28 protein-coding genes are annotated in these 25,532 nt (G+C 62.2%); 6 read left to right on the top strand and 22 right to left on the bottom strand.

Going from position 1 to position 25,532, the window contains the following annotated elements:
* The first annotated feature begins 73 nt into the window (after positions 1-73).
* Together D6Z24_RS07990 and D6Z24_RS07985 are read left to right on the top strand one after the other, a co-directional pair.
* A complete protein-coding gene (locus tag D6Z24_RS07990; RefSeq protein ID WP_246014603.1) occupies positions 74-1,789 on the top strand; it encodes a hybrid sensor histidine kinase/response regulator in 1,716 nt (571 codons plus the stop codon).
* Positions 1,790-1,808: 19 nt separating this feature from the next.
* Positions 1,809-2,249 carry an EamA family transporter gene (locus D6Z24_RS07985; protein ID WP_129126032.1) on the top strand — a complete coding sequence of 147 codons (441 nt, stop codon included), beginning with the start codon at positions 1,809-1,811 and terminating at the stop codon, positions 2,247-2,249.
* Positions 2,250-2,265: 16 nt separating this feature from the next.
* On the opposite strand, the gene D6Z24_RS07980 is transcribed toward D6Z24_RS07985, so the two are convergent.
* Together D6Z24_RS07980 and D6Z24_RS07975 are read right to left on the bottom strand one after the other, a co-directional pair.
* The gene (locus D6Z24_RS07980) at positions 2,266-2,535 is read right to left on the bottom strand and encodes a DUF2917 domain-containing protein (RefSeq protein ID WP_129126031.1); all 270 of its coding nucleotides are present in this window, start codon (positions 2,533-2,535) and stop codon (positions 2,266-2,268) included.
* Between the two features lie 14 nt (positions 2,536-2,549).
* Positions 2,550-3,545: a GlxA family transcriptional regulator gene (locus tag D6Z24_RS07975; protein WP_246014602.1), complete on the bottom strand. Its 996-nt coding sequence runs from the start codon at positions 3,543-3,545 to the stop codon at positions 2,550-2,552.
* 400 nt (positions 3,546-3,945) lie between these two features.
* Between D6Z24_RS07975 and D6Z24_RS07970 the strand changes: the two genes are divergently transcribed.
* Complete coding sequence (locus tag D6Z24_RS07970; RefSeq protein ID WP_129126029.1) at positions 3,946-4,389, top strand: DUF2442 domain-containing protein; 444 nt, start codon at positions 3,946-3,948, stop codon at positions 4,387-4,389.
* 67 nt (positions 4,390-4,456) lie between these two features.
* Here the strand turns inward: D6Z24_RS07970 and D6Z24_RS07965 are convergent, their stop codons facing one another.
* Complete coding sequence (locus D6Z24_RS07965) at positions 4,457-4,960, bottom strand: ferritin-like domain-containing protein (protein ID WP_129126028.1); 504 nt, start codon at positions 4,958-4,960, stop codon at positions 4,457-4,459.
* Positions 4,961-5,225: 265 nt separating this feature from the next.
* Here D6Z24_RS07965 and D6Z24_RS07960 point away from each other — a divergent pair, with 265 nt between their 5' ends.
* A complete protein-coding gene (locus tag D6Z24_RS07960; RefSeq protein WP_129126027.1) occupies positions 5,226-6,845 on the top strand; it encodes an NADP-dependent glyceraldehyde-3-phosphate dehydrogenase in 1,620 nt (539 codons plus the stop codon).
* A 95-nt stretch (positions 6,846-6,940) separates the two neighbouring features.
* Here the strand turns inward: D6Z24_RS07960 and D6Z24_RS07955 are convergent, their stop codons facing one another.
* The 8 genes from D6Z24_RS07955 to D6Z24_RS07920 all read right to left on the bottom strand — a co-directional run bounded on the left by D6Z24_RS07955 (position 6,941) and on the right by D6Z24_RS07920 (position 11,821).
* Positions 6,941-7,348, bottom strand: a complete 408-nt coding sequence (locus D6Z24_RS07955) for an iron-sulfur cluster assembly scaffold protein (protein WP_129126026.1) — start codon at positions 7,346-7,348, stop codon at positions 6,941-6,943.
* A gap of 311 nt (positions 7,349-7,659) precedes the next feature.
* Positions 7,660-8,358 (bottom strand): cytochrome c biogenesis CcdA family protein, encoded by a 699-nt coding sequence (locus tag D6Z24_RS07950; RefSeq protein WP_129126025.1) that lies wholly within the window; start codon positions 8,356-8,358, stop codon positions 7,660-7,662.
* The gene (locus D6Z24_RS07945; protein ID WP_129126024.1) at positions 8,355-8,735 is read right to left on the bottom strand and encodes a thioredoxin family protein; all 381 of its coding nucleotides are present in this window, start codon (positions 8,733-8,735) and stop codon (positions 8,355-8,357) included. The genes D6Z24_RS07950 and D6Z24_RS07945 overlap by 4 nt, the downstream gene beginning before the upstream one ends.
* A 28-nt stretch (positions 8,736-8,763) precedes the next feature.
* The gene (locus D6Z24_RS07940) at positions 8,764-8,991 is read right to left on the bottom strand and encodes a thioredoxin family protein (RefSeq protein WP_129126023.1); all 228 of its coding nucleotides are present in this window, start codon (positions 8,989-8,991) and stop codon (positions 8,764-8,766) included.
* 22 nt (positions 8,992-9,013) lie between these two features.
* On the bottom strand, positions 9,014-9,961 hold the full coding sequence (locus D6Z24_RS07935) for a permease (protein ID WP_129126022.1): 948 nt from the start codon (positions 9,959-9,961) through the stop codon (positions 9,014-9,016).
* A 13-nt stretch (positions 9,962-9,974) separates the two neighbouring features.
* On the bottom strand, positions 9,975-11,018 hold the full coding sequence (gene arsB / locus D6Z24_RS07930) for an ACR3 family arsenite efflux transporter (RefSeq protein WP_129126021.1): 1,044 nt from the start codon (positions 11,016-11,018) through the stop codon (positions 9,975-9,977).
* Entirely contained in the window at positions 11,015-11,434 is a 420-nt protein-coding gene (locus tag D6Z24_RS07925; protein WP_129126020.1) for an arsenate reductase ArsC, read from the bottom strand. The genes arsB and D6Z24_RS07925 overlap by 4 nt, the downstream gene beginning before the upstream one ends.
* Positions 11,435-11,482: 48 nt before the next feature.
* On the bottom strand, positions 11,483-11,821 hold the full coding sequence (locus D6Z24_RS07920) for an ArsR/SmtB family transcription factor (RefSeq protein WP_129126019.1): 339 nt from the start codon (positions 11,819-11,821) through the stop codon (positions 11,483-11,485).
* 134 nt (positions 11,822-11,955) lie between these two features.
* Between D6Z24_RS07920 and pstS the strand changes: the two genes are divergently transcribed.
* Positions 11,956-12,984, top strand: coding sequence for a phosphate ABC transporter substrate-binding protein PstS (gene pstS, locus D6Z24_RS07915; RefSeq protein WP_129126018.1), 1,029 nt, complete (start codon positions 11,956-11,958; stop codon positions 12,982-12,984).
* A gap of 180 nt (positions 12,985-13,164) precedes the next feature.
* Positions 13,165-14,022, top strand: a complete 858-nt coding sequence (locus tag D6Z24_RS07910; RefSeq protein WP_129126017.1) for a universal stress protein — start codon at positions 13,165-13,167, stop codon at positions 14,020-14,022.
* A gap of 289 nt (positions 14,023-14,311) precedes the next feature.
* On the opposite strand, the gene phoU is transcribed toward D6Z24_RS07910, so the two are convergent.
* The 11 genes from phoU to D6Z24_RS07860 all read right to left on the bottom strand — a co-directional run bounded on the left by phoU (position 14,312) and on the right by D6Z24_RS07860 (position 25,524).
* A complete protein-coding gene (gene phoU / locus D6Z24_RS07905; RefSeq protein WP_129126016.1) occupies positions 14,312-14,983 on the bottom strand; it encodes a phosphate signaling complex protein PhoU in 672 nt (223 codons plus the stop codon).
* A gap of 35 nt (positions 14,984-15,018) precedes the next feature.
* Complete coding sequence (gene pstB / locus D6Z24_RS07900; RefSeq protein WP_129126015.1) at positions 15,019-15,777, bottom strand: phosphate ABC transporter ATP-binding protein PstB; 759 nt, start codon at positions 15,775-15,777, stop codon at positions 15,019-15,021.
* A gap of 37 nt (positions 15,778-15,814) precedes the next feature.
* A complete protein-coding gene (gene pstA, locus D6Z24_RS07895) occupies positions 15,815-16,657 on the bottom strand; it encodes a phosphate ABC transporter permease PstA (protein WP_129126014.1) in 843 nt (280 codons plus the stop codon).
* A complete protein-coding gene (pstC, locus tag D6Z24_RS07890) occupies positions 16,654-17,616 on the bottom strand; it encodes a phosphate ABC transporter permease subunit PstC (RefSeq protein ID WP_407925414.1) in 963 nt (320 codons plus the stop codon). Before pstC ends, pstA begins: the two co-directional genes overlap by 4 nt.
* Positions 17,617-17,873: 257 nt before the next feature.
* Positions 17,874-19,190 carry a two-component system sensor histidine kinase NtrB gene (locus D6Z24_RS07885; protein ID WP_246014601.1) on the bottom strand — a complete coding sequence of 439 codons (1,317 nt, stop codon included), beginning with the start codon at positions 19,188-19,190 and terminating at the stop codon, positions 17,874-17,876.
* A 50-nt stretch (positions 19,191-19,240) separates the two neighbouring features.
* On the bottom strand, positions 19,241-19,387 hold the full coding sequence (locus D6Z24_RS21615) for a hypothetical protein (protein ID WP_198419517.1): 147 nt from the start codon (positions 19,385-19,387) through the stop codon (positions 19,241-19,243).
* Complete coding sequence (locus D6Z24_RS07880; RefSeq protein ID WP_129126012.1) at positions 19,384-19,707, bottom strand: STAS domain-containing protein; 324 nt, start codon at positions 19,705-19,707, stop codon at positions 19,384-19,386. The genes D6Z24_RS21615 and D6Z24_RS07880 overlap by 4 nt, the downstream gene beginning before the upstream one ends.
* Complete coding sequence (locus D6Z24_RS07875; protein ID WP_129126011.1) at positions 19,704-20,657, bottom strand: hypothetical protein; 954 nt, start codon at positions 20,655-20,657, stop codon at positions 19,704-19,706. The genes D6Z24_RS07880 and D6Z24_RS07875 overlap by 4 nt, the downstream gene beginning before the upstream one ends.
* 177 nt (positions 20,658-20,834) lie before the next feature.
* Entirely contained in the window at positions 20,835-22,025 is a 1,191-nt protein-coding gene (locus D6Z24_RS07870; protein ID WP_129126010.1) for a PP2C family protein-serine/threonine phosphatase, read from the bottom strand.
* A 111-nt stretch (positions 22,026-22,136) separates the two neighbouring features.
* Positions 22,137-22,841: a response regulator gene (locus tag D6Z24_RS07865; protein WP_129126009.1), complete on the bottom strand. Its 705-nt coding sequence runs from the start codon at positions 22,839-22,841 to the stop codon at positions 22,137-22,139.
* Positions 22,842-22,857: 16 nt separating this feature from the next.
* Entirely contained in the window at positions 22,858-25,524 is a 2,667-nt protein-coding gene (locus D6Z24_RS07860; protein ID WP_129126008.1) for a sensor histidine kinase, read from the bottom strand.
* Positions 25,525-25,532: the final 8 nt, after the last annotated feature.

The following is a 25,532-nucleotide window of genomic DNA, read 5'->3' as shown; positions in this document are numbered from 1 at the left end:
TACAAGCTTATTTGACGACATTGCTACGCGCAATGGTGTCACTACAATGCGATGTGACCTTATAGAGGGCCGAGTGATCGACAAGCCAAGGGAAAGCGAAGAAACCGCACTCTACCGCTTCATCATCGACGCCATTCCGCAGATCGTATGGACCGCCACGCCCGACGGGGCGCAGGACTTCGCGAACCTGCGCTGGTACGAGTTCAACGGGCTGGTCCCCGGCGAGCCGGACCCGGAGCCGTGGCGCAGCATCATCCATCCCGACGACGTCGTCATGACCGCCGAGAAGTGGAAACACTCGCTGGAAACCGGCGAGCCCTACAGCTGCCTGCACAGAAACCGCAGGTTCGACGGCGAGTACCGCTGGGTGCTCTCGCGGGCCGTGGCACAGCGCGACGAGTCCGGACGGATCGTGCGCTGGATCGGCAGCGGCACCGACATCACCGAGCAGAAGGTCGCCGAGGCCGAGATGATCAGGTACCGCGACCACCTGGAGGAAGTGGTTCGGGAGCGGACCGCCGAACTGGTCGTGGCCAAGGAACGGGCCGAGGTGGCGGCGCGCGCCGTCCTCGAGGCGAACGAACTCCTGGAACAGCGGGTCGAGGAGCGGACCGCGGAACTGAGAAGGACGGAAAAGGAGCTCAGGCAGGCCCAGAAGATGGAGGCGATCGGGACGCTGGCCGCAGGTATCGCCCACGATTTCAACAACATCCTCACCTCTATTCTGGGCTTCACCGACATGGTGCTGCACAAGCTGCCGCAGGACGGGGCGGGGCGTCCGGAGATGGAACAGGTCTTCACGGCGGCCCAGCGCGCGGCGGACCTGGTGCGGCAGATACTGAGCTTCAGCAGGCGCACCGAACAGGAACGAAAACCGGTGCATATGCTGACGGTGATGGACGACGCCCTGAAGCTGCTCCGTTCCTCGCTTCCAGCCTCGATCGCCATCCGCAAGGAGGTTTCGGTCCCCCCCGAAGCCGACAAGGTGCGCGCCGACGCTACGCAGTTGCACCAGGTGCTGATGAACCTCTGCACCAACGCCTACCACGCCATGCTCCCTCAGGGGGGGCTTCTGACCGTTTCCCTGGAATCGGTCCCTGCCGATTCGCCGTTGCTCCTCCCATTTCCTTTTCTCGACCCCGTTGACCACCTGAGGCTGTCGGTGCGCGACACCGGCCCCGGCATCGAAAGCCGGATCCTGGAGCGCATCTTCGACCCGTACTTCACGACCAAACCGGCGGGGCAGGGGACCGGGCTAGGACTCGCCGTGGTGCAGGGGATCGTCAAGAACCACGGCGGCGCCATCTCCGTGCACAGTGAGGTCGGGGCAGGGACCTGTTTCGAGATCCTACTCCCCGTGGTGGTGGACGAGATCGTGCGGGAGGAGGACGTGCCGGAGCAGATGCTCCAGGGGCGTGAGCGCATCCTGTTCGTGGATGACGAGGAATCCCTCACCGTCCTTGGCAGGGGAATACTGGAGAACCTGGGTTACAGCGTGGTCACCGCCCTCAGCGGCATGGCAGCCCTGGACCTCTTCCGAAGCAATCCCGCCGCTTTCGACCTGGTGATCACCGATCTCACCATGCCGGGACTTTCCGGGAAAGCGCTCGCCCGCGAGATCACCGCCCTGCGGCCGGGCATCCCCATCATCCTTTGCACCGGGTTCAAGGAGACCTTCGAGGAGGCGGACCGCGAGGTTGGCATCCGGGCCTGCCTCATGAAACCCTACACCATGAAGGTGCTCGGTCATACGATAAGGCAGGTGCTGGATACCCGGTCTCTGCTGTGAAAAAGGAGGTCAGTCAGGCATGTGGAACTACGTAACCCAGGCGCTCACCGCGCTGGTCAGTTTCGCGCTCATGGTGATGTTCATGACCGCGGCCGTGAAACGTGGCGTTTCCGTACCCTTCGCCATGCTGGTGCTCTCGCTGGTGCTGACGGTATCGTTCGCCGTCTGGTCGGCGGGAGATTGGGGGATGTGGGATGCGTGGAAGCCCGCCGTTCCAATGTTGGTTGCCGCTGGCGCCTGCAGCGTGCTCGGGAACTGGGCGATGTTTCTCGCCACCGCGTCGAGCGCGAACGCCGGATACGCCCTCGCCATCATCGGCTGCCAGTCCGCCCTGGTGCTGCTTCTTTCCTGGTGGTTCCTCGGTGGGGAGATGCACTGGCTGAGGCTCGTCGGCATCGCCACCTGCGTGCTCGGCGTGGTCATCATCAGTTGGCCGCTTCCTCCCGCCGTGAAAGGGTAGCGTCGGCGGCTTGCGGTCAGGCGGGGCGGAAGATCGGGCAGGGTGTGACGACGCGGAGCGCACCGCGGGAGTGGAGGCTCTGGATGATGACGGCGCAAGGGGCGAGCGCTTCCAGAAAGAGCGTCTCGCCGTTGCGTACCTCGATACGAGCCCCCGCCGACAGGCAGTAATCGCGTGTGTCGTCGGTTCTCGTGAGCCAGAGTTCCCCGGCGGTAAGGGTGATCGACGCGATCGCGTCGCCTGGCTGCAGGGTGAGCAGCTCTCCTTTTTGCAACTCGCAGCGCATGACAACCTCCTCTTTTAAAACCGCGTCCGGTAGGCGACGGGGGTGACGCCGACCTCGCGGATGAAGGCGCGCCGCATCTGTTCGGCGCCGGTGAAACCGCTGTCACGCGCCACACGCTCGAGCGGCAGCGTGGTCTCCTCCAAGAGGGCTATGGAGCGCTCCAGCTTCAACTGGTCCAGGTATTTGGCCGGTGTCGTGCCGGTCTCGCGGACGAAGACCCTGGCGAAGTTCCTCGGGCTCATCGCCACCCGGTCCGCCAGCTCCTCGACGGTGACCCGGCCGCACCGGTTTTCCTTAAGCCACGACAGAAGAGGCGCGAGCTGCCCTCCCTCGACCATCTGCGCCCTCAGTTGCGTGCTGAACTGGGCCTGCCCCCCAGGTCTCTTCAGGAACATCACCAGGCGTCTTGCCACGGCGAGCGCCATCTTCCTGCCGAAATCCTCCTCGACGAGCGCGAGCGCCAGATCCATCCCCGCAGTCACCCCGGCCGAAGTGGCCACCGAACCGTCGCGGGTGTAGATGGCGTCGTTCTCCACCTCCACCTCCGGGTACTCGCGGCGCAGCCGCTCCAGGTCGAGCCAGTGCGTCGTCGCGCGGCGGCCGTTCAGAAGTCCGGCCTCGGCGAGCAGGAAGGCGCCGGTGCAGACCGAGACGAGGCGTCGGGTGCGCGGGCCGACCTGCGCGAGCCATTCGACCAGCCGCCGGTTCTTGAGCGCCACCTCCAGCGCCGCGTCCGGGCTTCCGGGAACAAGGACGGTGTCCGCCGTCTCGGGAAACTCATCCCAGGCGTGGTCCGCCACGATGCGCACCCCGGGGCAGGTGGTGAAGGGACCGCTCTTTTCGGCGAGCAGCACGATCCGGTACCCCGGCTTTTCCGGTGCCGTTTCCGAAAGACAGCGGTTCAGCATGTTGAACACCTCGATCGGTCCGGTCACGTCGAGCAGTTCCGCCCCCTCGTAGGCCGCCACCGCCACGGTGCGCGCCGCATCCTTTATCTCTCTCTTTTTCATGGTCCTCTCCATGGCGCAGATAATTGCACAACCGCCCGCCTGGTTCAATGACAACGAACCGGCAGATACTGCCAATATCGGTGCAGGTAAGGGAATGGACGGCAGTTATGTCCGATGTGGCCATTTCAGAGTAGCAGGCTGAACTTGACCTGGTGAAATAGTTTCGCTATTCTTGACGCCATGCCCACGATAATCCGATTCAGTACGAGCCGGTTGACCATTTACCCGAACGAACACGGCATCCCTCATTTTCATTTGGAATTTGTGGATGGCGACCGTTGCTCTATAGCAATCGAAATGCTGTTGGGGATATCAATCCGTCGAAGAAGCTGGCTGAGGCAATGAAGTGGGCTGCCGAGAATAAGGCTTTGTTGCTTGCGAAATGGGAGGAAATAACCCGATGAACAAACCGCCACGTATTGAAGAAGTGACTGCTGTAGTACCCGCCAGTCTTATCATCCGATGGACAACTGGTGAGACAATGCAAGCAGACATAGGAGACTGGATGACCCGTTTTGCCCTACTGCTGCCTATTCGTGATCCGGAAGTCTTTGCAAAGGCGCAGGTCGGCTGGTATGGGCACAGTATCGATTGGGGGGACGATGTCGAGTTGGGAGCCGACCAGTTATATAGTCGCTGCAAGGCGCAGGCAGGTGAACCCTCTCCCGCAGAGTTTAATGACTGGATGAATCGCAATGGACTTTCCTTAACTACCGCTGCGGACGCCCTAGGCATGACCCGCAGGATGATCACCCACTATAGGACGGGCAGCAAGCCGATTCCACGGAACATCTGGCTTGCCTGCATCGGGTGGGAGACGATCAAACACCGCAATGCGGCATGAGATTAAACATAGAAAGCCCCCTCCATCCGGAAGGGGCTTTCTTGTTCCACGGAGTGGTTGAGGCCGCCTATCCCTTCAGCGCGCCGATCATCAGCTCGTAGTCTTCCAGAAGCGACTGCAGGTCTTCCTCGTGCTCGACCTCCTGTTGCAATATGGTGAGCACCATGTTGTAGGTGACGGGATCCTTCTCGCGGGTCAGGTCGAGAAGCTTCTTGTACACGCTGATGGCGCACTGCTCTCCCTTTATGTTCTGCTCCAGGATCTTCTTGACGAACGGGTCGTCCGGCGCATCGTAGCCGCAGTTGCTGAACTTGTACCATTCTTCGGGTTTCGTTACCGGCGTCCCACCCAACTGGATGATGCGCAGGGCCACCATGTCGGCATGCGCCAGTTCTTCGGTCGCATGCACCAGCAGTTCGGCGCCGACGGCATCCTTCATCGGTCCCTTCACCACCTTTGCCCCAAGCCAGTACTGGTAATAGGCGAACCACTCATCGCAGAAGGCGCGGTTCAACAGAGTGAGGAGCTCTTCCACATCCATGCCGACAATTTCACGTCCCCTAGATCCCATCTTGTTTCTCCCTTTATGCAAGAAGTTTCCAGCCTGATCCTGTCAGCGCCAGGAAGAGGCTGCGTCAATAGCCAAGGCTCAAACGAGTATAGCGGCGCTTTGTTAATGCGCAATTATCGCTGAAGCAGAAAGACTTTGACTCATTAACAGGTTGACCCTCGCTCCCAGTTGGCGTATAGCTTTTCGATGATCTCGTGACTTCCAATGCATCGCCGGGAGCGCGCGACGTCCACCCCGTAATAACCTCTGTCGGAAGGAAGGCAACGTGAAGAAGAAGCTCGCAGGACTGTCCCCGTCGCCGCAGGAAATCCCCCCCCAGTACCGTATCGAGAACCCGATCCGCCAGGAACTCTACCTGATCGGCGGCGAGCTGCGCCGCTGGGAAGGGGCGATGCAGGAGGTCCTTTCGCCGGTGCAGGTGCGAACGGGAGAGCATCCTGAACCGCAGCGGGTAGGGGAGGCCCCGGCACTGACGGTCGGCGCGGCACTGGAAGCGCTCGACGTCGCGGTGGCCGCCTACGATAACGGCCGGGGTGCCTGGCCCACCATGTCGGTCGGCGAGCGGATCAAGTGCGTGCAGTGCTTCGCCGCAGCGGTAAAGGAGCGGCGCACCGAGGTGGTGAAGCTTCTGATGTGGGAGATCGGCAAGTCGATCAAGGAGGCGGAGGCCGAGTTCGACCGCGCGCTCGCCTACGTGAAGGACACCATCGACGCGCTGAAGGAACTGGACCGCGTTTCGTCCCGATTCGTCATCCAGCAGGGGATCATCGGCCAGATCCGGCGCGCCCCCCTCGGGGTCGTCCTCTGCATGGGCCCCTACAACTTCCCGCTCTACGAGACCTTCACCACCCTCATCCCGTCGCTCGTGATGGGCAACACTATCGTGCTGAAGCCTCCCCGTTTCGGTGTCCTCATCTTCGAGCCGCTGCTTGAAGCCTTCCGCGACTGCTTTCCCGCGGGTGTCGTCAACACGGTGTACGGCGACGGCGAGGAGATCCTTCCGCCGCTCATGGCGACCGGCCGCGTCGACGTCCTGGGCTTCATCGGCACGAGCCGCGTGGCCGATGCGCTGCGCGCGAGTCATCCCCGTCCGCACCGGTTGCGCTGCGTGCTCGGGCTGGACGCGAAGAACCCGGCCATCGTCCTTCCGGACGCGGACCTGGAACTCGCGGTAGAGGAGTGCCTCTCGGGAGCGCTCAGCTTCAACGGACAGCGCTGCACCGCGCTGAAGATCATCTTCGTGCACCGCAGCATCGCGGAGGAATTCCTGAAGGGGATGGCGGAGGGGATCGGCCGGCTTAAATGCGGCGTTCCCTGGCAGGACAAGGTGGCGATCACCGCGCTACCCGAGCCGGAAAAGCCGGAGTACCTGGAAGGGCTTTTGCGCGATGCGGAGAAGCACGGTGCGCAGGTGGTGAACGACTGCGGGGGGACCAGGAGCGGCTCCTTCTTCTACCCGGCGCTCCTTTACCCGGTGACGCCGCAGATGCGCGTCTATCACGAGGAGCAGTTCGGCCCGGTGGTCCCGGTGGTGGTCTTCGACGATCTGAAGGAGACCATTGACTACGTGGTCAGCTCCCCCTACGGCCAGCAGGCGAGCATCTTCGGCCGCAACGAGGACCAGTTGGCCCAGCTGATCGACGCGCTGGTGAACCAGGTCTGCCGCATCAACATCAACAGCAAGTGCCAGAGAAGCCCGGACAGCTTCCCTTTCAACGGCCGGAAAAACTCCGCCGAGGGGACCCAGTCCGTCGCCGACGCGCTGCGCGTCTTCTCGATCCGCATCGTTGTGGCGGCCAGGGAAACCGACGCGAACCGTGAGATCATCACCGGCATAGTGAAGGAGAGGAAGTCCCATTTCCTCTCCACCGACTACATCCTCTGATTCTTTAAACAAATGCCGCAAAAAAAAACTCCGAAAGCGCCTTGAGCGTTCTCGGAGTTTTTTGTTTTGAGTAAGTTGGCTGAGGCGAGTGCGCCTCAGGCGCCGGTCGCGAAGCAAAAGATGGGGTCCTCTTCGGAACTGCGATACTGGTGCACCGCCGTGTGGAGCGCGGTAGCGGCCATGCGGCAGCAGTACATCTTCTCCTCCGGCATTCCGCCGAGGGCACCTGCGATGGCGGCGGACCCTATGGCCAGCACTTCGTCCAGTGACTTGCCGACGGCAAGTTCGGTCGCCACCGAGGAGGCGGCTACTGCGGCAGGGTTACCCTTGGCGAGGAAACGCGCCGCTTCGATCTGCTCGTCACGGATCTTGAACAGGTAGAGGAAGGCGTCTCCCTGTGAGGGATCTCCCGCCTGCACCAGCACGTCCGCGTCGGTGAGGAACCCGAGGTTGCGCGGGTTCCTGGCGTGATCCCAGATCTTGGTGCTGAACAGCTCGGCCATCATACCTCCATAGCTAGGTGCGTCGGACAGGTCGGCGTTTTATCATCTAGAAATATGAATGTCAAGATATAACAGCCGCGCCTGCAGTTGCGACGCTGTCGACGGCGTTTTATAGGTTCTTCAGGGAACTGCCCTGCGTAGTCCGGCTGTCCACGCAGCGCTGTATGAGCCCTAGGTTCCACCCTTTGCGAAGGTTCTTCAGTAAATTCCCGGGAAAGGGGACAGTGTGTCCATGAAACGCAGCCGGTGACGTCGTGTCCCCCCCTTTGCGAAGGGGGGACAGAGGGGATTTGCTTTTACATGCCGGACGCTCACAGCAAGGAGGCAAGCCCCTGCCAGACGAACCATCCACCCGCTAGGGCGACGATTGCGCCGCTTGACCGCTTGGCCCACGTGGAGAGCCCCTGGATCCCCTTGGACTTCGCGAAGGATTCGACGAACCCGGTGCAGGTTCCCGCGAAGAGCATGAGGAGGCAGTGCCCGATGGCGTAGCAAAAAAGCAGGGCGATACCGTAGAGGACCTGTGCCTTGCTCGCCACCAGGGTGAGCAGCACTACGAGTACCGGTGTTGCACAGGGGGAAGAGACGATGCCGAAGAAAAGGCCGAGGATGAAGGCGCCGAAAAGTCCGGCCTGCCGCGGGCGCCACTCGCTGCGCCACGGCAGTTCGAACCGGTACACCTCCATCATCTGCAGTCCCATGAGAAGGGCGATGCTCCCCGCGATTACGTACCACTTTCCGCCAAGGGTGCCGAACATCGTGCCCAGAAGGCCCGCAGCCGCCCCGAAGGCGGTGAAGGTGAGCGCGAGACCGACGACGAAGCAAAGCGAGTAACTAAACGCCTTCACCCGGTCCCCGTCGGCGTATCCCCCGGTGAACCCGACCACCAGTGGGATGGTGGTCAGGACGCAGGGGGAGGCCGACGATAGCACGCCGGCAAGAAACACCGCCCCGAATGCCGCGAACGGGTAGAGTGCGATGATGCGCTCGATGTCCTCAAGCATGGTCACTTGAGCCCCGCCGCCTTCAGATCCCGGACGATTTCGGTCTTTTCCATGAACCCGATGTGCCGCTTGATCTCCTTGCCGTTCTTATCGAAGAAGATCTGGGTCGGAATCATCTGCACGCGGAACTTGTCGGCTGCCGCCTGGTTTGCGTTGACGTCGATGAAGAGGACGGCTGCTTTGCCGCGGTACTCGGCGGCGAGGTTTTCCAGGATCGGCGCCATCTTCTTGCAAGGGATGCAGGTACGGGCACCTAGGTCGATGACGGTCGGCTTTCCTGAGTGAAGCGCGTTCGCCACCGCGGCATCCGTTGCGGAGGGAAGCTCGGCATGGGCGAGGGTGGCGCAGGCGAGTAAAAGCGCGAGGGTGGTGGCGATTTTCATGGCGGATTCCTTTCCGTTTTGTCGGCGGCTACAAAAGCGCCATGATTTCTATGATCGAGGCGACCTTGCCGGAAAAGGCGACCTTGCCGTCGATGACGAGGGCGGGCGTGCTCATGACGCCGTATTTCATGATGGAGGGGATGTCCTCGACTTTCACGACCTCGGCGTCCTTACCGCTGTTGGCGACCGCGGTAACGGTGTGTTCGTAGAGGGTCTTGCATTTTGCACAGCCGGTTCCGAGCACTTCGATTTTCATGTCGTTCTCCTTTTCTGGGTGTTTAGAGGATGGCGTTGAAGAGATACCCCACTATGGTTATCGCTACGGCGACGATGCCGAAGAAAGTTGCCAGAAGCGGCTTTTTGAGGACGTTACTGAGGATCACCGCCTCCGGGAGCGAAAGGGCGGTCACCGCCATCATGAAGGCGAGTACGGTACCCATCGCCATACCCTTCTCCATGAGCGCGTGCACGATGGGGATCACCCCGGCGGCGTTACTGTAAAGCGGCACGCCGAGTGCCACCGCGACCGGCACCGCGAAAGCGTTGTCGCGACCCGCGAAGCGCGCCAGAAAATCGGCGGGAACGTAGCCGTGGATGAAGGCGCCGAGCCCGATCCCCACTACAACGTAGGGCCAGATCTTTTTCAGGAGCCCGAGCGTGTACTCGCGGGCGTAATCGAGTTTCTCCCTGAAGTTCGGTATGACGAGATCGGCCTGTCCCACCTGCATCTGCCAGACGTAGTCCTGGACGTAACGCTCCATCTTCAGTTTCCCGATGACGATGCCGGCCACGATCGCCACCAGCAGCCCGGTCCCGATATAGATGGCCGCTATCTTCCAGCCGAAGAGCCCCCAGAGCATGATGAGCGCCACCTCGTTGACCATCGGGGAGGAGACGAGGAAGGAGAAGGTCACCCCGAGCGGCACGCCGCTCTCGACGAAGCCGATGAAGAGGGGGACCGCCGAGCAGGAACAAAATGGGGTGACGATGCCCAGAAGGGCGGCCAGCACGTTGCCCACATATTCCCTTTTGTGCGCGAGCATGCGCTTGGTCTTCTCCGGGGGGAACGAGGAGCGGATCACCGCCACCACGAAGATGATGGAGGTGAGCAGGAGAAAGATCTTCACCGTGTCGTAGACAAAGAAGTTGAGTGCCTCGCCGCTTGTAGACCCGGGAACGAGTCCGAGCAGGTCGAAGGTGAGGTAGTCCGCCGTCTGTTTCAGCATCGTTTCGCCCCCGTTACGCCGTCATCCGGCGCTGAAACCAGAAGGCGACGTTGACCAGACCGATCATCACCGGCACCTCGACCAGGGGACCGATGACCGCGGCGAAGGCGGCCCCGGAGTTCAGGCCGAAGACCGCCACCGCGACGGCTATGGCGAGTTCGAAGTTGTTGCTCGCCGCGGTGAAGGCAAGAGTCGTGGTCTTGCTGTAGTCGGCTCCCATCCGTTTCCCCATCAGGAAGGAGACGAGGAACATGACGATGAAGTAGATGAGCATGGGGATTGCGATGCGCACGACGTCCATGGGAAGCTGTACGATCAGCTGTCCCTTCAGGCTGAACATCACCACGATGGTGAAGAGGAGGGCGATCAGCGTGACGGGACCGACCTTCGGGACGAACTCCCGGTGGTAACGCTCCTTGCCCATGATTTTTACGCCGAAGAGGCGGGTCAGGGCGCCGGCGATGCAGGGGATGCCGAGGTAGATGAAGACGCTTTTCGCGATGTCGCCGATGCTCACGTCCACCGCCACCCCCTGAAGACCGACGAGCGGCGGCAGCACGGTGATGAAGAACCACGCGTAGACGCTGTAGAAGAGGACCTGGAAGATGCTGTTGAAGGCGACGAGGCCCGCGGCGTACTCGGTGCTCCCCTTAGCGAGCTCGTTCCATACCACCACCATGGCGATGCAGCGTGCGAGACCGATCATGATGAGGCCGACCATGTACTCCGGCTTGTCAGGCAGAAGGAGCACCGCCAAGACGAACATGAGCACCGGCCCGATCAGCCAGTTCTGGATGAGAGACAGGGCGAGGACCTTCTTGTTGCGGAAGACCTCGGGCATCTCCTCGTACTTAACCTTCGCGAAGGGGGGATACATCATCAGGATGAGTCCCGCCGCGATCGGTATGTTCGTGGTGCCGACCTGAAAGCGGTTCACCAGGGACTCGACGCCCGGGACGAAGTAGCCGAGCCCCACGCCGAGCGCCATGGCGGCGAAGATCCAGAGGGTCAGCCAGCGGTCGAGGAAAGATAGTTTGCGGGAAAGATGTTCGCTCACTTGGCGCCTCCGAAGGTTTCCATGATCCAGGTTTTTATCTCGTCCCGCACGCGGCGAAACTGCGGCAGGACTTCCTCCTCGCTTCCCTGAACACGCGAGGGATCGTCGAAGCCGTGGTGGGTGCGCGTGACTCCTCCGATGAAGAGGGGGCACTTGTCGTTGGCGTCCCCGCAGAGGGTCACGACGTGATCGAAGCTTTTCCCTTCGAACTCCACCACGGTCTTCGAGTATTGGCCGGAGATGTCGATGCCGATTTCGGAGAGGACCTTCGCCGCGAGCGGATTCACGCGGGTCGCTTCGGTTCCGGCGGAGAAGGCTTCCACAGCATCTCGGAGGAAATGGTTCGCAAGCCCCTCGGCCATCTGGGAGCGGCAGGAATTGTGGGTGCAGAGAAACAGGATCTTCTTCCTGGGCATGTGCGGTCTCCAATATCCGTTCCGGCGGATATATCAGGACAAATTTTTTTATGCGCAGCTGTTGTCGCAACCGAAACCGGCGAGGGTTTCACGGTCGTCCGCCGAGGTGCTGGTCTTCAGGAGCTGTTTTTTCAGAAGCGGGATGAGCTCTCGCTGCGGTCCCGCGTTCTCACGCACGGAGTAATAGATCCAGAGGCCGCAGCGGCGGTCGTTGACCCACCCGGTCCTCTTCAGGATGGCAAGCTGGCGCGAGATGGTAGACTGTGGGAGTTTCAATGCGGCGATGATGTCGCAGACGCAGAGCTCACCCTCACCAAGAAGCAACGCGAGGATGCGCAGTCGGGTCTCATCGGCCAGCGATTTATAGAGAAGCAGGATGTCGTTCATGGGTGGGCACTATATCCGCCTCGGCGGATGTAGTCAATGGTGAATGATGCTTCTTCACAGATTCTTGCTGAGGCTGTAACGAAACCGCAACATTCGTCTCCTATAGTTTGCACAAACGACAAAGGAGGAAATGAATGATTCAGACCATCAAAAAAGCATTTTTCGCTCTCGCTCTGGTAGCCGCTGTGAGCGGCGCAGGCCAGGCAAACGCAGCAACACTCATAAACGGAGCGGGCGCAACCTTTCCGTATCCGCTGTACTCCAAATGGTTCACCGAGTACGCCAAGGTGGACAAGAGCGTCAAGTTCAACTACCAGTCCATCGGTTCCGGCGGCGGCATCAAACAGATCACCGCGCAGACCGTTGACTTCGGTGCAAGCGACAAGTTCCTCTCCGACGCGGAGCTGAAGGGCGCTCCGGGCAAACTGATCCACATCCCGACCGTGATGGGCGCCGTCGTCGTCACCTACAACCTCCCCGGCGTTCCCTCAGGCATCAAGCTTAACTCCGAGGACGTGGCCAATATCTACCTCGGCAAGATAACCAAGTGGAACGATCCGAGGATCGCCGACGACAACAAGGGTGTGAACCTCCCCGCAAAACCGATCATCGTCGTGCACCGCTCCGACGGGTCAGGTACCACCAGCATCTTCACCGACTACCTCTCCGGCGTGAACGCGGAGTGGAAGAGCAGGGTCGGCACGGGCGCTGCGGTCAAGTGGCCTGTGGGTCTTGGAGGCAAGGGTAACGAAGGTGTCGCAGGCCAGATCAAGACCACCCCGTACTCCATCGGCTACGTCGAACTTGCCTATGCCTTCGAAAACAAGCTCCCCTACGCATCGCTTAAGAACAAGGCGGGTGTCTTCGTGGCGCCTTCCATCAAGTCGACGAGCGCCGCCGCAGCAGGGGCGGTTAAGAACATGCCGGCCGACTACCGCATCTCGCTGGTGAACCAGCCCGGCAAGGACGCTTACCCGGTGGTCGGCTTCACCTGGCTCCTCGTCTACGAAAAACAGAAGGACGCCGCCAAGGGGAAACACATGGTCGAGTTCCTGAACTGGGCCATGACCAGGGGACAGAAGATGGCAGCACCGATGCTCTACGCACCGCTGCCGGAGAGCGTGGTTAAGATGGTGCAGAAGACGATAAAGACCATCAAGTAGTCCGCAGCGAAAATAGAAACAACCATCCATCCGGGTGCATGGCATTTGCCGTCACCCGGATTTTTTTATCTCTGTAAAACAAGAACTTGCTTCATCCGCGCACTGTGATTGAGTGCATCTTTACTTGATATTTGCCTAAGAGCTTGGAGAATGTAACAAGCAGTACTAAAGGAGGCAATCATGTTCAGAAAAATGATGGTCTGCACCGATCTGACTCCTGCTTCATTTTCCCTCATCGCATGTGCCGCCCAGTTACAGCAAATCGGCACAAAAGACATCGTGTTGGTACACGTGGTAGAGTCCGTTGCAACCGCTGCTGGAACACTTTTGTCATCCGAGGAAGAGGGCGTTTTTCGGAGACAGAAGGAGATGCTCGAAGAGCATGGCATCAACGTTGCCGCCGAGGTGCTTCACGGCATGCCTGCATCGGTCCTGGACGCGGCTGCGGTGAAGCATGATGTGCGCGGGATCGTGGTCGGTTCGCACAGCAAGGCGGTGATCGCGCTTGCCACCTTGGGGAGCGTGTCCGCGGCTCTCCTGGCCCGTACCCTGCGGCCGCTGCTGCTTTACCGAGTCGACGTCGCCGCGCAAGGGGGAGGGGAGGATGGGTGCGGCAGCCTGTTCAGGCATATCCTTTTCCCCACCGATTTCTCGGAAGCGTCGGAGCGTGGCCTTGACTACCTCGGCAAGATCGCACTGGAGCAGCACGGCGCGGCGATCACGCTCTTGCACGTTCTTCCCAAGGATGAGGACGCCGAGGACGGACGAACCGAAGAGGATGCGCAGTATCTGCTTGAAGCGAAGAAGAGACGCCTGGAGCGGCTTAGGGCAAGCGAGGTAGGCATCGAGCTGGTACGCGGCGATGCGGCGGAAGAAGTCATTGCAAGGGGGAAGACAGGGCTTTATTCGTTAGTCGTCATGGGGTGCCAGGGTAAGGGGGCACTGAAGCGGGTGATGGTGGGAAGCACCGCCGAACAGGTCACCCGCCGCATCGAAGTTCCGGCGCTGCTCGTGCCGGGCGAACACCACGTGGAATAGCCGTCTCGAAAACAGCGGCATTAAAGAAAAATGCCACGGCAGCCGCCGTGGCATTTTTTATTCACTCCTCCCCCCGGAGGGGGGAGTTTGGGAGGGGGGACGCCGGAGAACGACGCTACGCGCCCCCTCCCTGTCCCTCCCCCTTCGGGGGCGGGGACGCTTCGGCGACTCTGTCAATGAGTCCATTCCGCCCAGCCATCAAGCCCGAAGCAGACGCTGCATGGGCCCTAACGTCCCCCCCTTTGCGAAGGGGGGACAGGGGGGATTTGCCTAGATTTTTTTCAAGTTCTTACGCGATGGTATGCCGGATGTCCTTCCCCTTGATCATGAAGATGACCATCTCCGCGATGTTGGTTGCGTGGTCTGCGATGCGCTCGAGCCCCTTGGAGACCTGGATGATCTTCATGGCGCGGCTGATGCACTTCGGATCTCCCATCATGAAGGTCAAAAGCTCGCGCTGGATCTGCTCGTTCAATTCGTCGACGCACTGGTCGTCCTGGCAGACCTTGATGGCCAGGGCATCGTCGCCGCGGACGAAGGCGTCGAGCGCCTCCTTCACCATGTCCGAAGCCGCCTGCGCCATGCGCGGTAGGTCTATGTACGGCTTCAGGGACGGCTCCTGGTTCAACTCCCGCGCCCTCTTGCAGATGTTGGCGCACTGGTCGCCGATACGCTCCAGATCGGTCACGATCTTGAGCGCCAGGGTGATGAAGCGCAGGTCCCGCGCTGCGGGCTGACGGCGGGCCAAAACCTCCAGGCACTTCTCGTCGATCACCATCTCGAGCGTGTTGATCTCGTGATCGAAGGCGATGGTCCGCTCGGCGAGTTCCGTGTCGCGCTCGACGAGGGATTTCATGGCGTTGGCGATCATCGCCTCGACCTTCCCCCCCATCTCAAGGAGCTTCTCGCGTATCTGATTCAGCTCGTTGTCGAACTGTCTGCTGAAATGTTCTCTCTCCATGTCTTCTCCGCTTTCCTTGGTGGCGCTCTTATGTGTTAGCCGAAACGGCCCGTGATGTAGTCCTCGGTGCGCTTTTCTTCCGGGGTGGTGAATATCTTCTTCGTCTCGCCGCACTCGACCAGGTCCCCCATGTAGAGAAAGGCGGTGTAGTCGGAAACGCGGGCGGCCTGCTGCATGTTGTGCGTCACGATGATGATGGTGTAGCGCTCCTTCAGCTCCTCGATCAGTTCCTCGATCTTCAGGGTCGAGATCGGGTCGAGAGCCGAGGCGGGCTCGTCCATCAGGATCACTTCGGGCTTCACCGCGATGGTGCGCGCGATGCAAAGGCGCTGCTGCTGCCCTCCGGAGAGCATCATCGCGTTGCTTTTCAGGCGATCCTTAACCTCGTCCCAGAGCGCCACGCGCTTCAGGCAGCTCTCGACGATCTCGTCCGCTTCCTCGCGCGGCAGCCTTCCGTTCAGCTTGTAGCCCGCGATGACGTTGTCGTAGATCGACATCGCCGGGAACGGGTTCGGCTTCTGGAACACCATGCCGACGCGGCGCCTGATGGCGACGGGATCGACACCCCTGTCGTAGATGTCGCCGTTGTCGACGAGGATCTTGCCGGTGACCCGTGCCGAGGGGACCAGGTCGTGCATCCTGTTCATGGAGCGCAAAAGGGTCGACTTGCCGCACCCGGACGGCCCGATGATGGCGGTGACGCTGTTCTCCGGGAAGCTCATGTTGATGTCACGCACCGCGTGGGTCTTGCCGAAGTGTATGTTTACCTGTTCCAGTTTTACCTTGTTGTTCATCGTATCCTCTGTCTTTTCCGTCAAAACGTGGGTGGAACTAGTGCGCCTGTCTGCTTCTGCTGAAGTAGCGGGCGGTGAGGCTCAAGCCGAACATGACGCTTACCAGTACCAGCGCCCCGGCCCAGGCCAGTTTGTGCCAGTCCTCGTAGGGCGCTATGGCGAAGCTGAAGATCTGCAGGGGAAGTGCGGCCATCGGCTGCAGGACGTTCTTGCTCCAGAACTGGTTGCCGAGGGCGGTGAAAAGAAGCGGCGCGGTCTCGCCCGCGATCCTAGCCACCGCGAGCAGGATGCCGGTGAGCACGCCGGACATGGCGCTTCTAAGGGTCACCTTGAGGCTCGTGCGCCAGAAGGGGACGCCGAGGGCGAGCGAGGCCTCCCTGAGCGACCCCGGGACCATCTTCAACTGCTCCTCGGTGGTGCGCAGCACGATCGGAATCATGATCATGGCGAGCGCCACGGCACCGGCAAGTCCGGAAAAGCCCTTCATCGGGACCACGAGCAGGGTGTAGGCGACCATGCCGGTGATGATCGAGGGGGTGCCGGAGAGGACGTCCGCGGCGAACCTGATCGTCGTCGACATCCGCGAGCCGCCGAACTCGGAGAGGTAGATGGCGCCCAGGATGCCGATGGGAAGACCGATCAGCGACGCTCCGCCGATCATGATGAGCGAGCCGAGCATCCCGTTGGCCATGCCGCCCCCCGGTTCACCGGTGGGGGCCGGGATGTGGGTGAAGAAGTCGATCGAGAGCGAACTGATCCCCATCTTCACGATGTGTACGAAGATGAGCGCGAGCGGGATGAGCACCGCCAGGGTGCAGGCGAGCATGACGAAGCTCATCAGGTGATTCTTCACTTTGCGGAAAGCCATGCCGTTCATCATGCCGCACCTCCCTTGGCTTCACGCGAGACGCTCCAGATCAAAAGTCTCGCCAGTGCGTTCACGATCAGGGTGACCACCATGAGGATGAGGCCGATCTCCATGAGTGCGGAGGCGTGCAGCTTGGTCGTCGCCTCGGCGAACTCGTTCGCGATGACGCTCGGCATGGTGTAGGCCGGGGATAAAAGAGAGAGCGAGATGTTCGGGGCGTTGCCGATCACCATGGTGACCGCCATGGTCTCGCCGATGGCGCGGCCGAGCCCCAGGATCGCGGCGCCCAGGATGCCGGACTTGCCGTAGGGGAGGATGGCGATCTTGATGGTCTCCCAGCGCGTGGCGCCGAGCGCTATCGCCGCTTCCTTCTGGTTCTGCGGTACGGCGAGGAGCACCTCGCGGGTGATCGAGGTGATGATCGGGACCACCATGATCATCAGGATGAAGATGGCGGCGAGCATGCTGACCCCGTAAGGGGCTCCTTCAAAGAGCGGGATGAAGCCGAAGTGCTCGATCAGGAAGGGCTGCACCGTGGTCTGCAGCCAGGGTGCCATGACCAGCACCCCCCAGAGGCCGTAGATGACCGACGGTATCGCCGCGAGCAGTTCCACGAGCGGCGCCACGATGGAGCCCAGGCGCCCCGGTGCGATCTCGGTGATGAAGAGGGCCGCCCCGATGCTCAAGGGGGTGGCGAGCAGAAGGGCCAGCACCGAGGAAACCACCGACCCGTACAGGTAGGGGAGGGCGCCGAAGGTCTCCTGTACGGCATCCCAGTCCTTCGAACTTACGAATTTCCACCCGAACGCCTTGATGGCGGGCATGCTCTCACCGGCCATCTCGTAAAGCATGAGGGCGAGTATCGCTAGGATGCTGAAGGCGAAAAAGGTGGTGAGGTAGCGGAATACCGCGTCCCCGTTCAGCCTCTTCGCCGTGTCCGGCTCACGTCTTTTCGTCGTCGCTCGCGCCACGTCGTTCTCCGTTTCACTGGTGCAGTAGGAACTGCGTACGTCAATGTCCAAGTGTTGCCTCCGGGAGCGTTTCGAGCCGTAAAGGGCTGCCGCATGCCCCGGTAAGGGGGCGGCCGCCGCGTCATGCTCGAACCTTCAATGCGTCCTAGGATGCCGGAGAAATGTTACAGCGTTGTTACAGATTGGCTAAATGTTTATGAACCTTTTACTGCTGTTTGGTCGGTTCGAAAGGAGCTCAGGCGGGTAAGGATGATGGTCTAAATGGGGGTGGGGACTGGCTCCGCAGGGGCCTGTCCCCCTGTCGTTTGGTGGTCCTGTACGCCCTGGCGCCCCTCATGATGTTCCGGGCATGCGGCATCGGCCCTGGGGAGGAAGATCGTGCAGGTGGTCCCCTTGCCGGTTTCACTTTCCACCTTGATGAAGCCGCCGTGGCGTTTCACGATGCCGTAGCTTATGGACAGCCCGAGACCCGTTCCCTGGCCCACCTCCTTGGTGGTGAAGAAGGGGTCGAAGATCCTGGCCCGTGTGGCCTCGTCGATGCCGGAACCCGTGTCCGAGACGGAGATGCGGACGTAGTGGCCCGGTTTCGCGTGGGCGTCCACGTCATCGGCTCCAAGGAGCGCACCGTCCAGCGTCACCGTGAGCCTGCCACCCTCCGGCATGGCATCCCGGGCGTTGGTCACCAGGTTCACCAGTACCTGCTCCATCTGCGCTTGATCCACCAGCACCGTCTGCAGTGAGCCGGAAGGACGCCATTCGAAGGTGACGGACTGGCCCGACAGCCTTTCCAGCAGCACCACGATGTTTTCCACCAGGGTGTTGCCATCCATGCGCGCGGTGTAGACCGGTTCCTGTCTGCTGTAGGCGAGCAGGTTTCTCACCAGTGCGATGGCCCGGTTCGAAGCGCTGTGGATGTTCTCGAGGAATCCCCTGAAAGGAGCGGGAGGGTTGAATTCCATCATCAGCAGATCGGTGTAGCCGATGACGGCGGTCATGATGTTGTTGAAGTCGTGCGCGATGCCGCCGGCGAGGGTGCCGATCGCCTCCATCTTCTGCGCGTGGAGCAACTGGCTTTCCATCTTCTTCAGTTCGGTGATGTCGTGGAAGGTCCAGACCCTGCCGGCGAGCTTCCCGTCCTCGTAGTGCGGCCTGGAAAAGCGCTCCAGCCAGCGGCCGTCCCGCAATTCCACCAGGTCGTAGCTCTCGAGGTCGGGCTGCCAGTAGAGCTCGGTCACCTTCTCGAAGAAGAGCACCGGGTCGTGCACCTGGCCGAGCAGGGAGATCAGCATCCGGTTCGAGTCCCCCGATGCCAGGATCTCCTCGTCGATCTCCCACATCTGCTGAAAGCGCCGGTTGCAAGCGATGATTTCGCCGCCGGCGTCGACCGCCATGATGCCGTCGAGGGTTGTTTCGATGGTGGCGGAGAGCATGGAACTCACGTCATTGCGTCGACTGGAAAGACCGGTGAAGCTGCGCAGCCGCCGGATCGGTACGGGAGCGATGTCGTCCAAAGGCATGCTGCCCCTGTCGGTGCTGTAATTGTCGTGGCAGTCCGTTGACCGCTCTTGCATCATTTGTTCGTTCTCCGTGATGAACCGTCCGTCGGTGCGGGCTGCGGATGCAGTTACCATTCGTTCAGGATGCGGGCCAACTGCTCGCCGTAGATTTCCACGTTGAGCTCCCTGTAAGAGTCCCGAATTTCCCGCAGCCTTTCGAGCGGCCGGTCCATGTCGTGAAAGAGCCTTCCGAACAAGTAGTTGATCACCTTCACGCCGTCCCCTCCTTCCGCCCAACCGGGGCCTTTACCGGTGCCGCCAGCAGGAATACACCGGTCATCTTGAATAGCATGCTGTGCGTCTGGTTCAGCCCCTCGATGCGGATTTCGGCCTTGTCGCTGATCTCCTTGAAGCAGCGCAGGATGAGGGCGATCCCCATGGAGTTGATGCGGCCGGCCAGGCTGAAGTCGAACCGCGCCACCGGGTGTTTGACCTTTTTCGGGATCTCTTTCAGCGCGTCTTCGGCGTGCGCGTCGATGATCCCCTCCAGGATGAAGCAGTCCTCTCCGTTTGATACGTAATTTGCCAGATTCATGCAGCTACCTCCTCACAACCGTTCATGATGTGGAACCCCCGCGGCGCTTCGGGGGTAAGTGTTGACCTTAGATGCAATTGGCCGCCGACCCTGGTCAAGTGGCCCGGCGTCACGGCGACGTGGAAGCGATCCAGGAAGCGCCAAACGATGAAGAGGCCACGGCCGCCGGGGTCCCCGCAATCGAGCACATCCTCTTCATTTCGGGTCAGGTACTCGAGCACCTCGTCCGGGTCCAGGCTGCCCCAGTTGTCGGTGAGGGCGAGCGACAGGGTCTCGCCGTCGAAGCCGAAGCTGAAGACGATGTCCTCCCGCGGCAGCATGCTGCGCCGCTCTCCCTTGCTGAAAAGACGGTCCCCGCAGCCGCTTCGGGGGGCGTCGTACATTGCATTCTCCAGGAGCTCGTCGGCGAGCAGCGCACCTTTTTGCCTGAGCAGTTCCATCTCTTCGCCCTCGCCGGAAAGGAGCTCTTCGAGCTTCGCGATCAGGTCCTCCTTGTCGTCGCTGGAGCTCAACCGGTAGGAGTGCAGCACGGTTCCCTCTTTGAGGCAGCAGGAGATGTCCCAGCCACGCTGCTTGAGCAGCATGTCGATCACCGCCGGGAGTCGGTCCTCGTGCACCCCTTCCTGTCCCGGCAAAATGCAGAGGTGTCTGATACGGTCCTCGAGCAGGGGCTTAAGCGGCGGTGCACAAGCCTCCCGCGAGATCAGGAGCACCTCCAGGTCCGGGTTCAGCTCGCGCAGCAAGCCGACCAGTCCCGGGTGTGGGTACGGGTACAGCCGTGAGGAAATCACCGCCACGCGCAGGTTCTCCCTCATGGCGCGCAGGCCTTCCAGCACCCCGGTCAGGCCGTTCTCCGCGGTTACGGTCATGACGTGCGACATCCCCCGGAAAGCCTCGTTCCATCCCTTGCGGTCCGTCTCATCGCTGTATAGCACGGTGACATTTTGCATTTGTTTCTCCCTGTAGTCGGTCATCGTCTTTCGCTATGGAGGTCCATGTTCCCTCTCCCCCCGGGAGAGGGCTAGGGTGAGGGCGTCGGCAGATGCAATCCCCTTACGGAGTGGCCGCGCCCTCACCCGCCCTTCGGGCACCCTCTCCCGGAGGGAGAGGGCACGGTTGAACGGTTTTTAGCCGTCGAAGCGGGCGGCCAGGGTGGTGACGTCGTCCTCCAACGCTCCGCTCCCGGTAAAGCCCGCCACGGCGCTCATGAGGTAGTCGTGCATCCGCCCCACGGCAAGCTCCCTGCCGCGGACCAGCAGCTCTTGCAGCCGCCCGTAGCCTAACTCCTCCCCCCCTGGGGGCGCGCTTTCCACCAGGCCGTCCGTGTAAAGAAAAAGAAGGTCGCCGGGGGAAAACGCGGTGCTCGTTTCCGGGTAGCAGGCCTTGCGGTCGAACCCGAGCGGGAACCCGGACTCCGTCTCCAGCAGCTCGGCGCGCGCCACCCCCTCACGCAGCAGAAGCGGGTAATTGTGTCCGGCGTTGGCGAAGGTGATCACCCCTCGGCCCATGTCCACGCAGGCGATCAGGCAGGTCATCAGGATGCTGCGGCGCGCCGTGGCGAGAATCGCCCTGTTCATGCCGGAAAGAAGCCCTGAAGGGGTGGTTACGCCGAGGGATACCAGGGTGTGGAGACTCGCCTTGGCTGCGGTGGTGACCATGCCGGCCTGCACGCCGTGGCCGCTTACGTCCGCGATCACCATGCCGAGCACCTGGTCTCCCGCATTGAAATAATCGAAGAAGTCGCCGCCGATTTCGGAACAGGTGGCTATCCCGGCCCCGACGGTCAGGCTGCCGAAATGATAGTCGGGCGGGGGGAGGAGGTCCTGCTGGATCTTCATGCCGAGGGCAACCTCCTCGCGCAGGCGGGAACTCAGGCGGTCAAGCGCGCCCAGCAGCTCCTTTTGCCGCTCGGCCACCGCCATCATCAGGTCGGAAACGGAGACGACGCCGCGGCAGCGCGTTTCGTCCACCAGGGCGAAGGCGTCGGTTTGCAGGGTGGGGTCGAGTGATAGGAGCCGCACCGCGGCCTCGTTCACGTCGAGCTCCGGCGGGAGCACGATCCGTTTCCCCTTCAGGTCCTGCATGAGGGTGAGCACCGGTTTCTTCGCGTAGAGTTCCATGGCGAAGGGGCGGCTCAACAGGGTCAGTAGCTCCTTGCGGTTCACGCACCCCCGGAAGTCCCCCCCATCCTCGATGACTACGCTCAGCAGATCGGGGTCCCTTTGAAACAGGGTAAGCACTCCCTGCACCGGAAGGTGCGGCGGGGCGCCGACGGCACGCCTGCTTATGTCGGCCAGCCTGGCACGGCTTTGCTGCATGTGGCCTCCTCCTTAGAGATGGCCGCAGCATAAGTGAGAATTCTTGTGGTTGTGTTACGAAGACGTGAAAGTTTTGGTGAGACTTCGGGCGGGGCGACCGGCGGAGGGCTGTTACGCCGACTTCAGCCGGTAGCCGACGCCGAGCTCGGTGATGATGTAGCGGGGGCGGGAGGGGACGGGCTCTATCTTCTGGCGCAGGTTGCTCATGGTCACCCTGAGCACGTTCTGCTGGTCGGCGTAGGCGCTACCCCATACCTTTTTCAGGATTTGGCCGTGGGTGAGCACCATTCCCGCGTGGTTCGCCAACAGGCGCAGCAGGTCGTACTCGGTGGGGGTGAGCTGGATCTCGGTCCCGGCGCGCGTGACCTTTCTCCGCTGCAGATCGATCTCCAGCTCGTCGAAGCGGTAGACCGGCTCGGGGGCCTGCTGCAGCGAGCGGCGCAGCACCACCCTGATCCTCGCCTGCAGTTCCGCCACCCCGAACGGTTTCACCAGGTAGTCGTCGGCGCCTGCGTCTAGTGCCGCCACCTTGTCGTCCTCGCGGTCGCGCACCGAGAGCACGATGATGGGAAGCGTGGACCATTCGCGGATCCGCCTGATCACCTCCACGCCGTCCAGGTCGGGAAGCCCGAGATCGAGCAGGACGAGGTCGGGACGCGCCGCAGCGGCGGCGGCAAGCGCGGCGTGGCCGTTCTCTGCGAAGTGCAGCGAGTACTCCTCGCCCGGCAAAGCGCTCTTCAGGAAGCGCAGTATGGCCGCCTCGTCGTCGACCACGAGGATGCGGGGGCGGCCGCCGTCGGTTTTCACCTTTTGCATGTTTTCACCTTCCTTTTCAGTTGACGGGGAGCGAGACGGTGACGCGCAGGCCGCCGCCCGAGCGGTTGTGCGCCTCTATGGTGCCACCGTGAGCCTCGACGATACCCCTGCAGATGGAGAGCCCGAGCCCGGTCCCTCCCGCGCCTTCCGGTACCGGCACACGGTAGAACTTGTCGAAGATGTGGGCAAGGTCGGCGCTCGGGACGCCGCGCCCCCGGTCGCAGACCTCGATGATGAGCCGCTCCCCGACGACGTCGGCGCTGACCTCGACCTGGCTTGCAGGCGGTGAATACTTGAGCGCGTTGTCCAAGAGGTTCACCAGCACCTGGGTCATGAGCACCATGTCCATGCGAACCGGGGGGAGCCCGGCAGGAACCGCGATCTCCACGCTGCGCCGTCCGAGGTGCGGCTCCAGCACGGCCAGGGCGCACCCCACCAGGTCCTGTACGTCGGTGGGGGACTCCTTAACCTTCAGGGCGCCCGATTCCAGCCGTGTCATGTCCAAGAGGTTCCCGACGAAACGGTTCAGCCGTCCCGCCTCCTCCCACGCCGCCTCCAGGAGGTCGCTCTTCGCCTCGGCGGCAAGTTCCACACCCTTCTCGCGCAGGGCGCCGAGCGCGCCGGTGATGGTTACGAGCGGGGTACGCAGGTCGTGCGAGACCGAGTTCAAAAGGGCGCGCTCCAGGCTCTCACGGGCCTTCAGGATCTGCGCCTGTTCCGCCTGTCTCGCGAACTGCGCCCGTTCCACGGCGAGGGCCGCCTGGGCGGCGTAGGCCTGCACCAGCCGACGGCACTGCGGCGAGGTGAATTCACGCTCCTCGCGAAACCTGATGCCGATGACGCCCAAGACGTCGCCGCTTGCCTGCAAGGGGAGATAAAGGAGCTTCGCGGAACCAAGCGTCTCCGTTCCCCTGCCGGCGGCCGCACGGTTTCTGAAGGCCCAATCCGCGACGGCGGCCTCCTTGGCGCCCAGGGTGAAGCCGCCGCTTGCGGCCTGCACCTCGAGGCGCTCCCCTTCGGAGAGAAGCACGACCACCTGCGCCTGCAGGCTCTCCTCGATGTTCCGCACCAGCGCATCGAGGATCGCGTCGAGGCCGGAGACCGCGGCGAGGTCCCGGCTCAGGTAGTAAAGGGTCGCGGTCTGCGCCTCCCGCTGGCGGATCGCCTCGGCCCGCTCGCGGGTCTGCGAGACCAGGGTGCTTATAACGACGCCGACCACGAAGAGCGCTAAGAAGGTGATCAGGTACTGGGTGTCGGAGACGGCGAAGGTGAACCTCGGTGGGACGAAGAAGAAATCGTAGGCGAGGACGCTTAAAAACGCGGTGCAGGTCGCCTCCTTGCGCCCCAGGCGCAGCGCCGCGAGCACCACGGCGAGGAGGTAGATCATCACCAGGTTCGTAGGCGCGAGGAAGGCGTGGACGGGCTGGCACACGAGCGAGGCGGCCAGCACGAGCACCAGGCTCTTCAGGTAACCGGACAGCGGTGGGCGCTTGCCAGCCGCGTGCGGCACCCCCTCCTTCTTCACCGTCTCGGCCGGCGCGATGCTCACCACGTAGACGTCGATGCTGCCGGAAAGGCGGATCACCTGGTCCACGAGGGGAGGACGGAGAAACTCCCGCCACCTCGCTTTGGTCGGTTTACCGACCACGATCTTGGTGACGTGGTTTTTGCGCGCGTAGTCGATGAGGGCCTCGGGAACGGAGGCGCCGGTGAGGCTCGCCACCTGGGCTCCCAGGCTCTCGGCCAGGCGCAGGTCCTTCCAGACCCGTTCCCGGTTCTCCTGGATCTGCTTTCCGCCGCCGGGCGTCTCGACGTAGACCGTGTGCCAGGTGGACTTGAGGTCGTCGGCGAGGCGCCTCGTGGTGCGGATCAGGGTCTCGCTGAAGGGGCTGCCGCTCACGCAGACGAGGAGACGCTCCGCCACCGGCCAGGGCCCGGCGATGGAGCGGGACTCCATGTAGGCGCGCACCTGGTCGTCCACGCGTGCGGCGGCGCGGCGCAAAGAGAGCTCGCGCAGCGCCATCAGGTTCCCGGGCTTGAAGAAGTTCTCCGCGGCGTGCGCCGCCTTTTCCGGGATGTAGACCTTCCCCTCCTTGAGGCGCTGCAGAAGGTCCTCGGGGGGGATGTCCACCAGCCGGATCTCCACGGCCTGGTCGAGGATCGAGTCGGGAACGTTCTCCCTGACCACGACCCCGGTGATCTGCGCCACCACGTCCCGCAGGCTCTCGAAATGCTGGATGTTCACCGTGGTGTAGACATCGATCCCGGCGGAAAGGATTTCCTCGACGTCCTGCCACCTTTTCGGGTGACGGCTTCCGGGGGCGTTGGTGTGGGCGAGTTCGTCGACTAAAGCGATCTGCGGTCTTCTGACGAGCACCGCGTCGAGGTCGAGCTCGGGAAGGGCGACGCCGAGGTATTCGACCAGGGCCCTCGGGACCACCTCGAGCCCCTCGAGCAGGAGGTCGGTTTCGCTGCGGTCGTGGGATTCCACGTATCCCACCACCACGTCCCGGCCGTCGTGCAGGCGCTCGTGCGCGGCCTGAAGCATGGCGTAGGTCTTGCCGACACCGGCGGCGTAACCGAGGAAGATCTTCAGCTTCCCCTTCGCTGCCTGGGCCTCCTCAGCCTGCGCCACCCTGAGCAGGGTCTCCGGTGACGGTCTTTGGGTCTCGTCGTCTCGCATCAAGGCTC

The organism is Geomonas oryzae (assembly GCF_004117875.1).
Taxonomy (GTDB): Bacteria; Desulfobacterota; Desulfuromonadia; order Geobacterales; family Geobacteraceae; genus Geomonas; species Geomonas oryzae.
The sequence above is the reverse complement of the archived record's forward strand: the minus strand, read 5'-3'. Positions and strand labels throughout refer to the sequence as shown.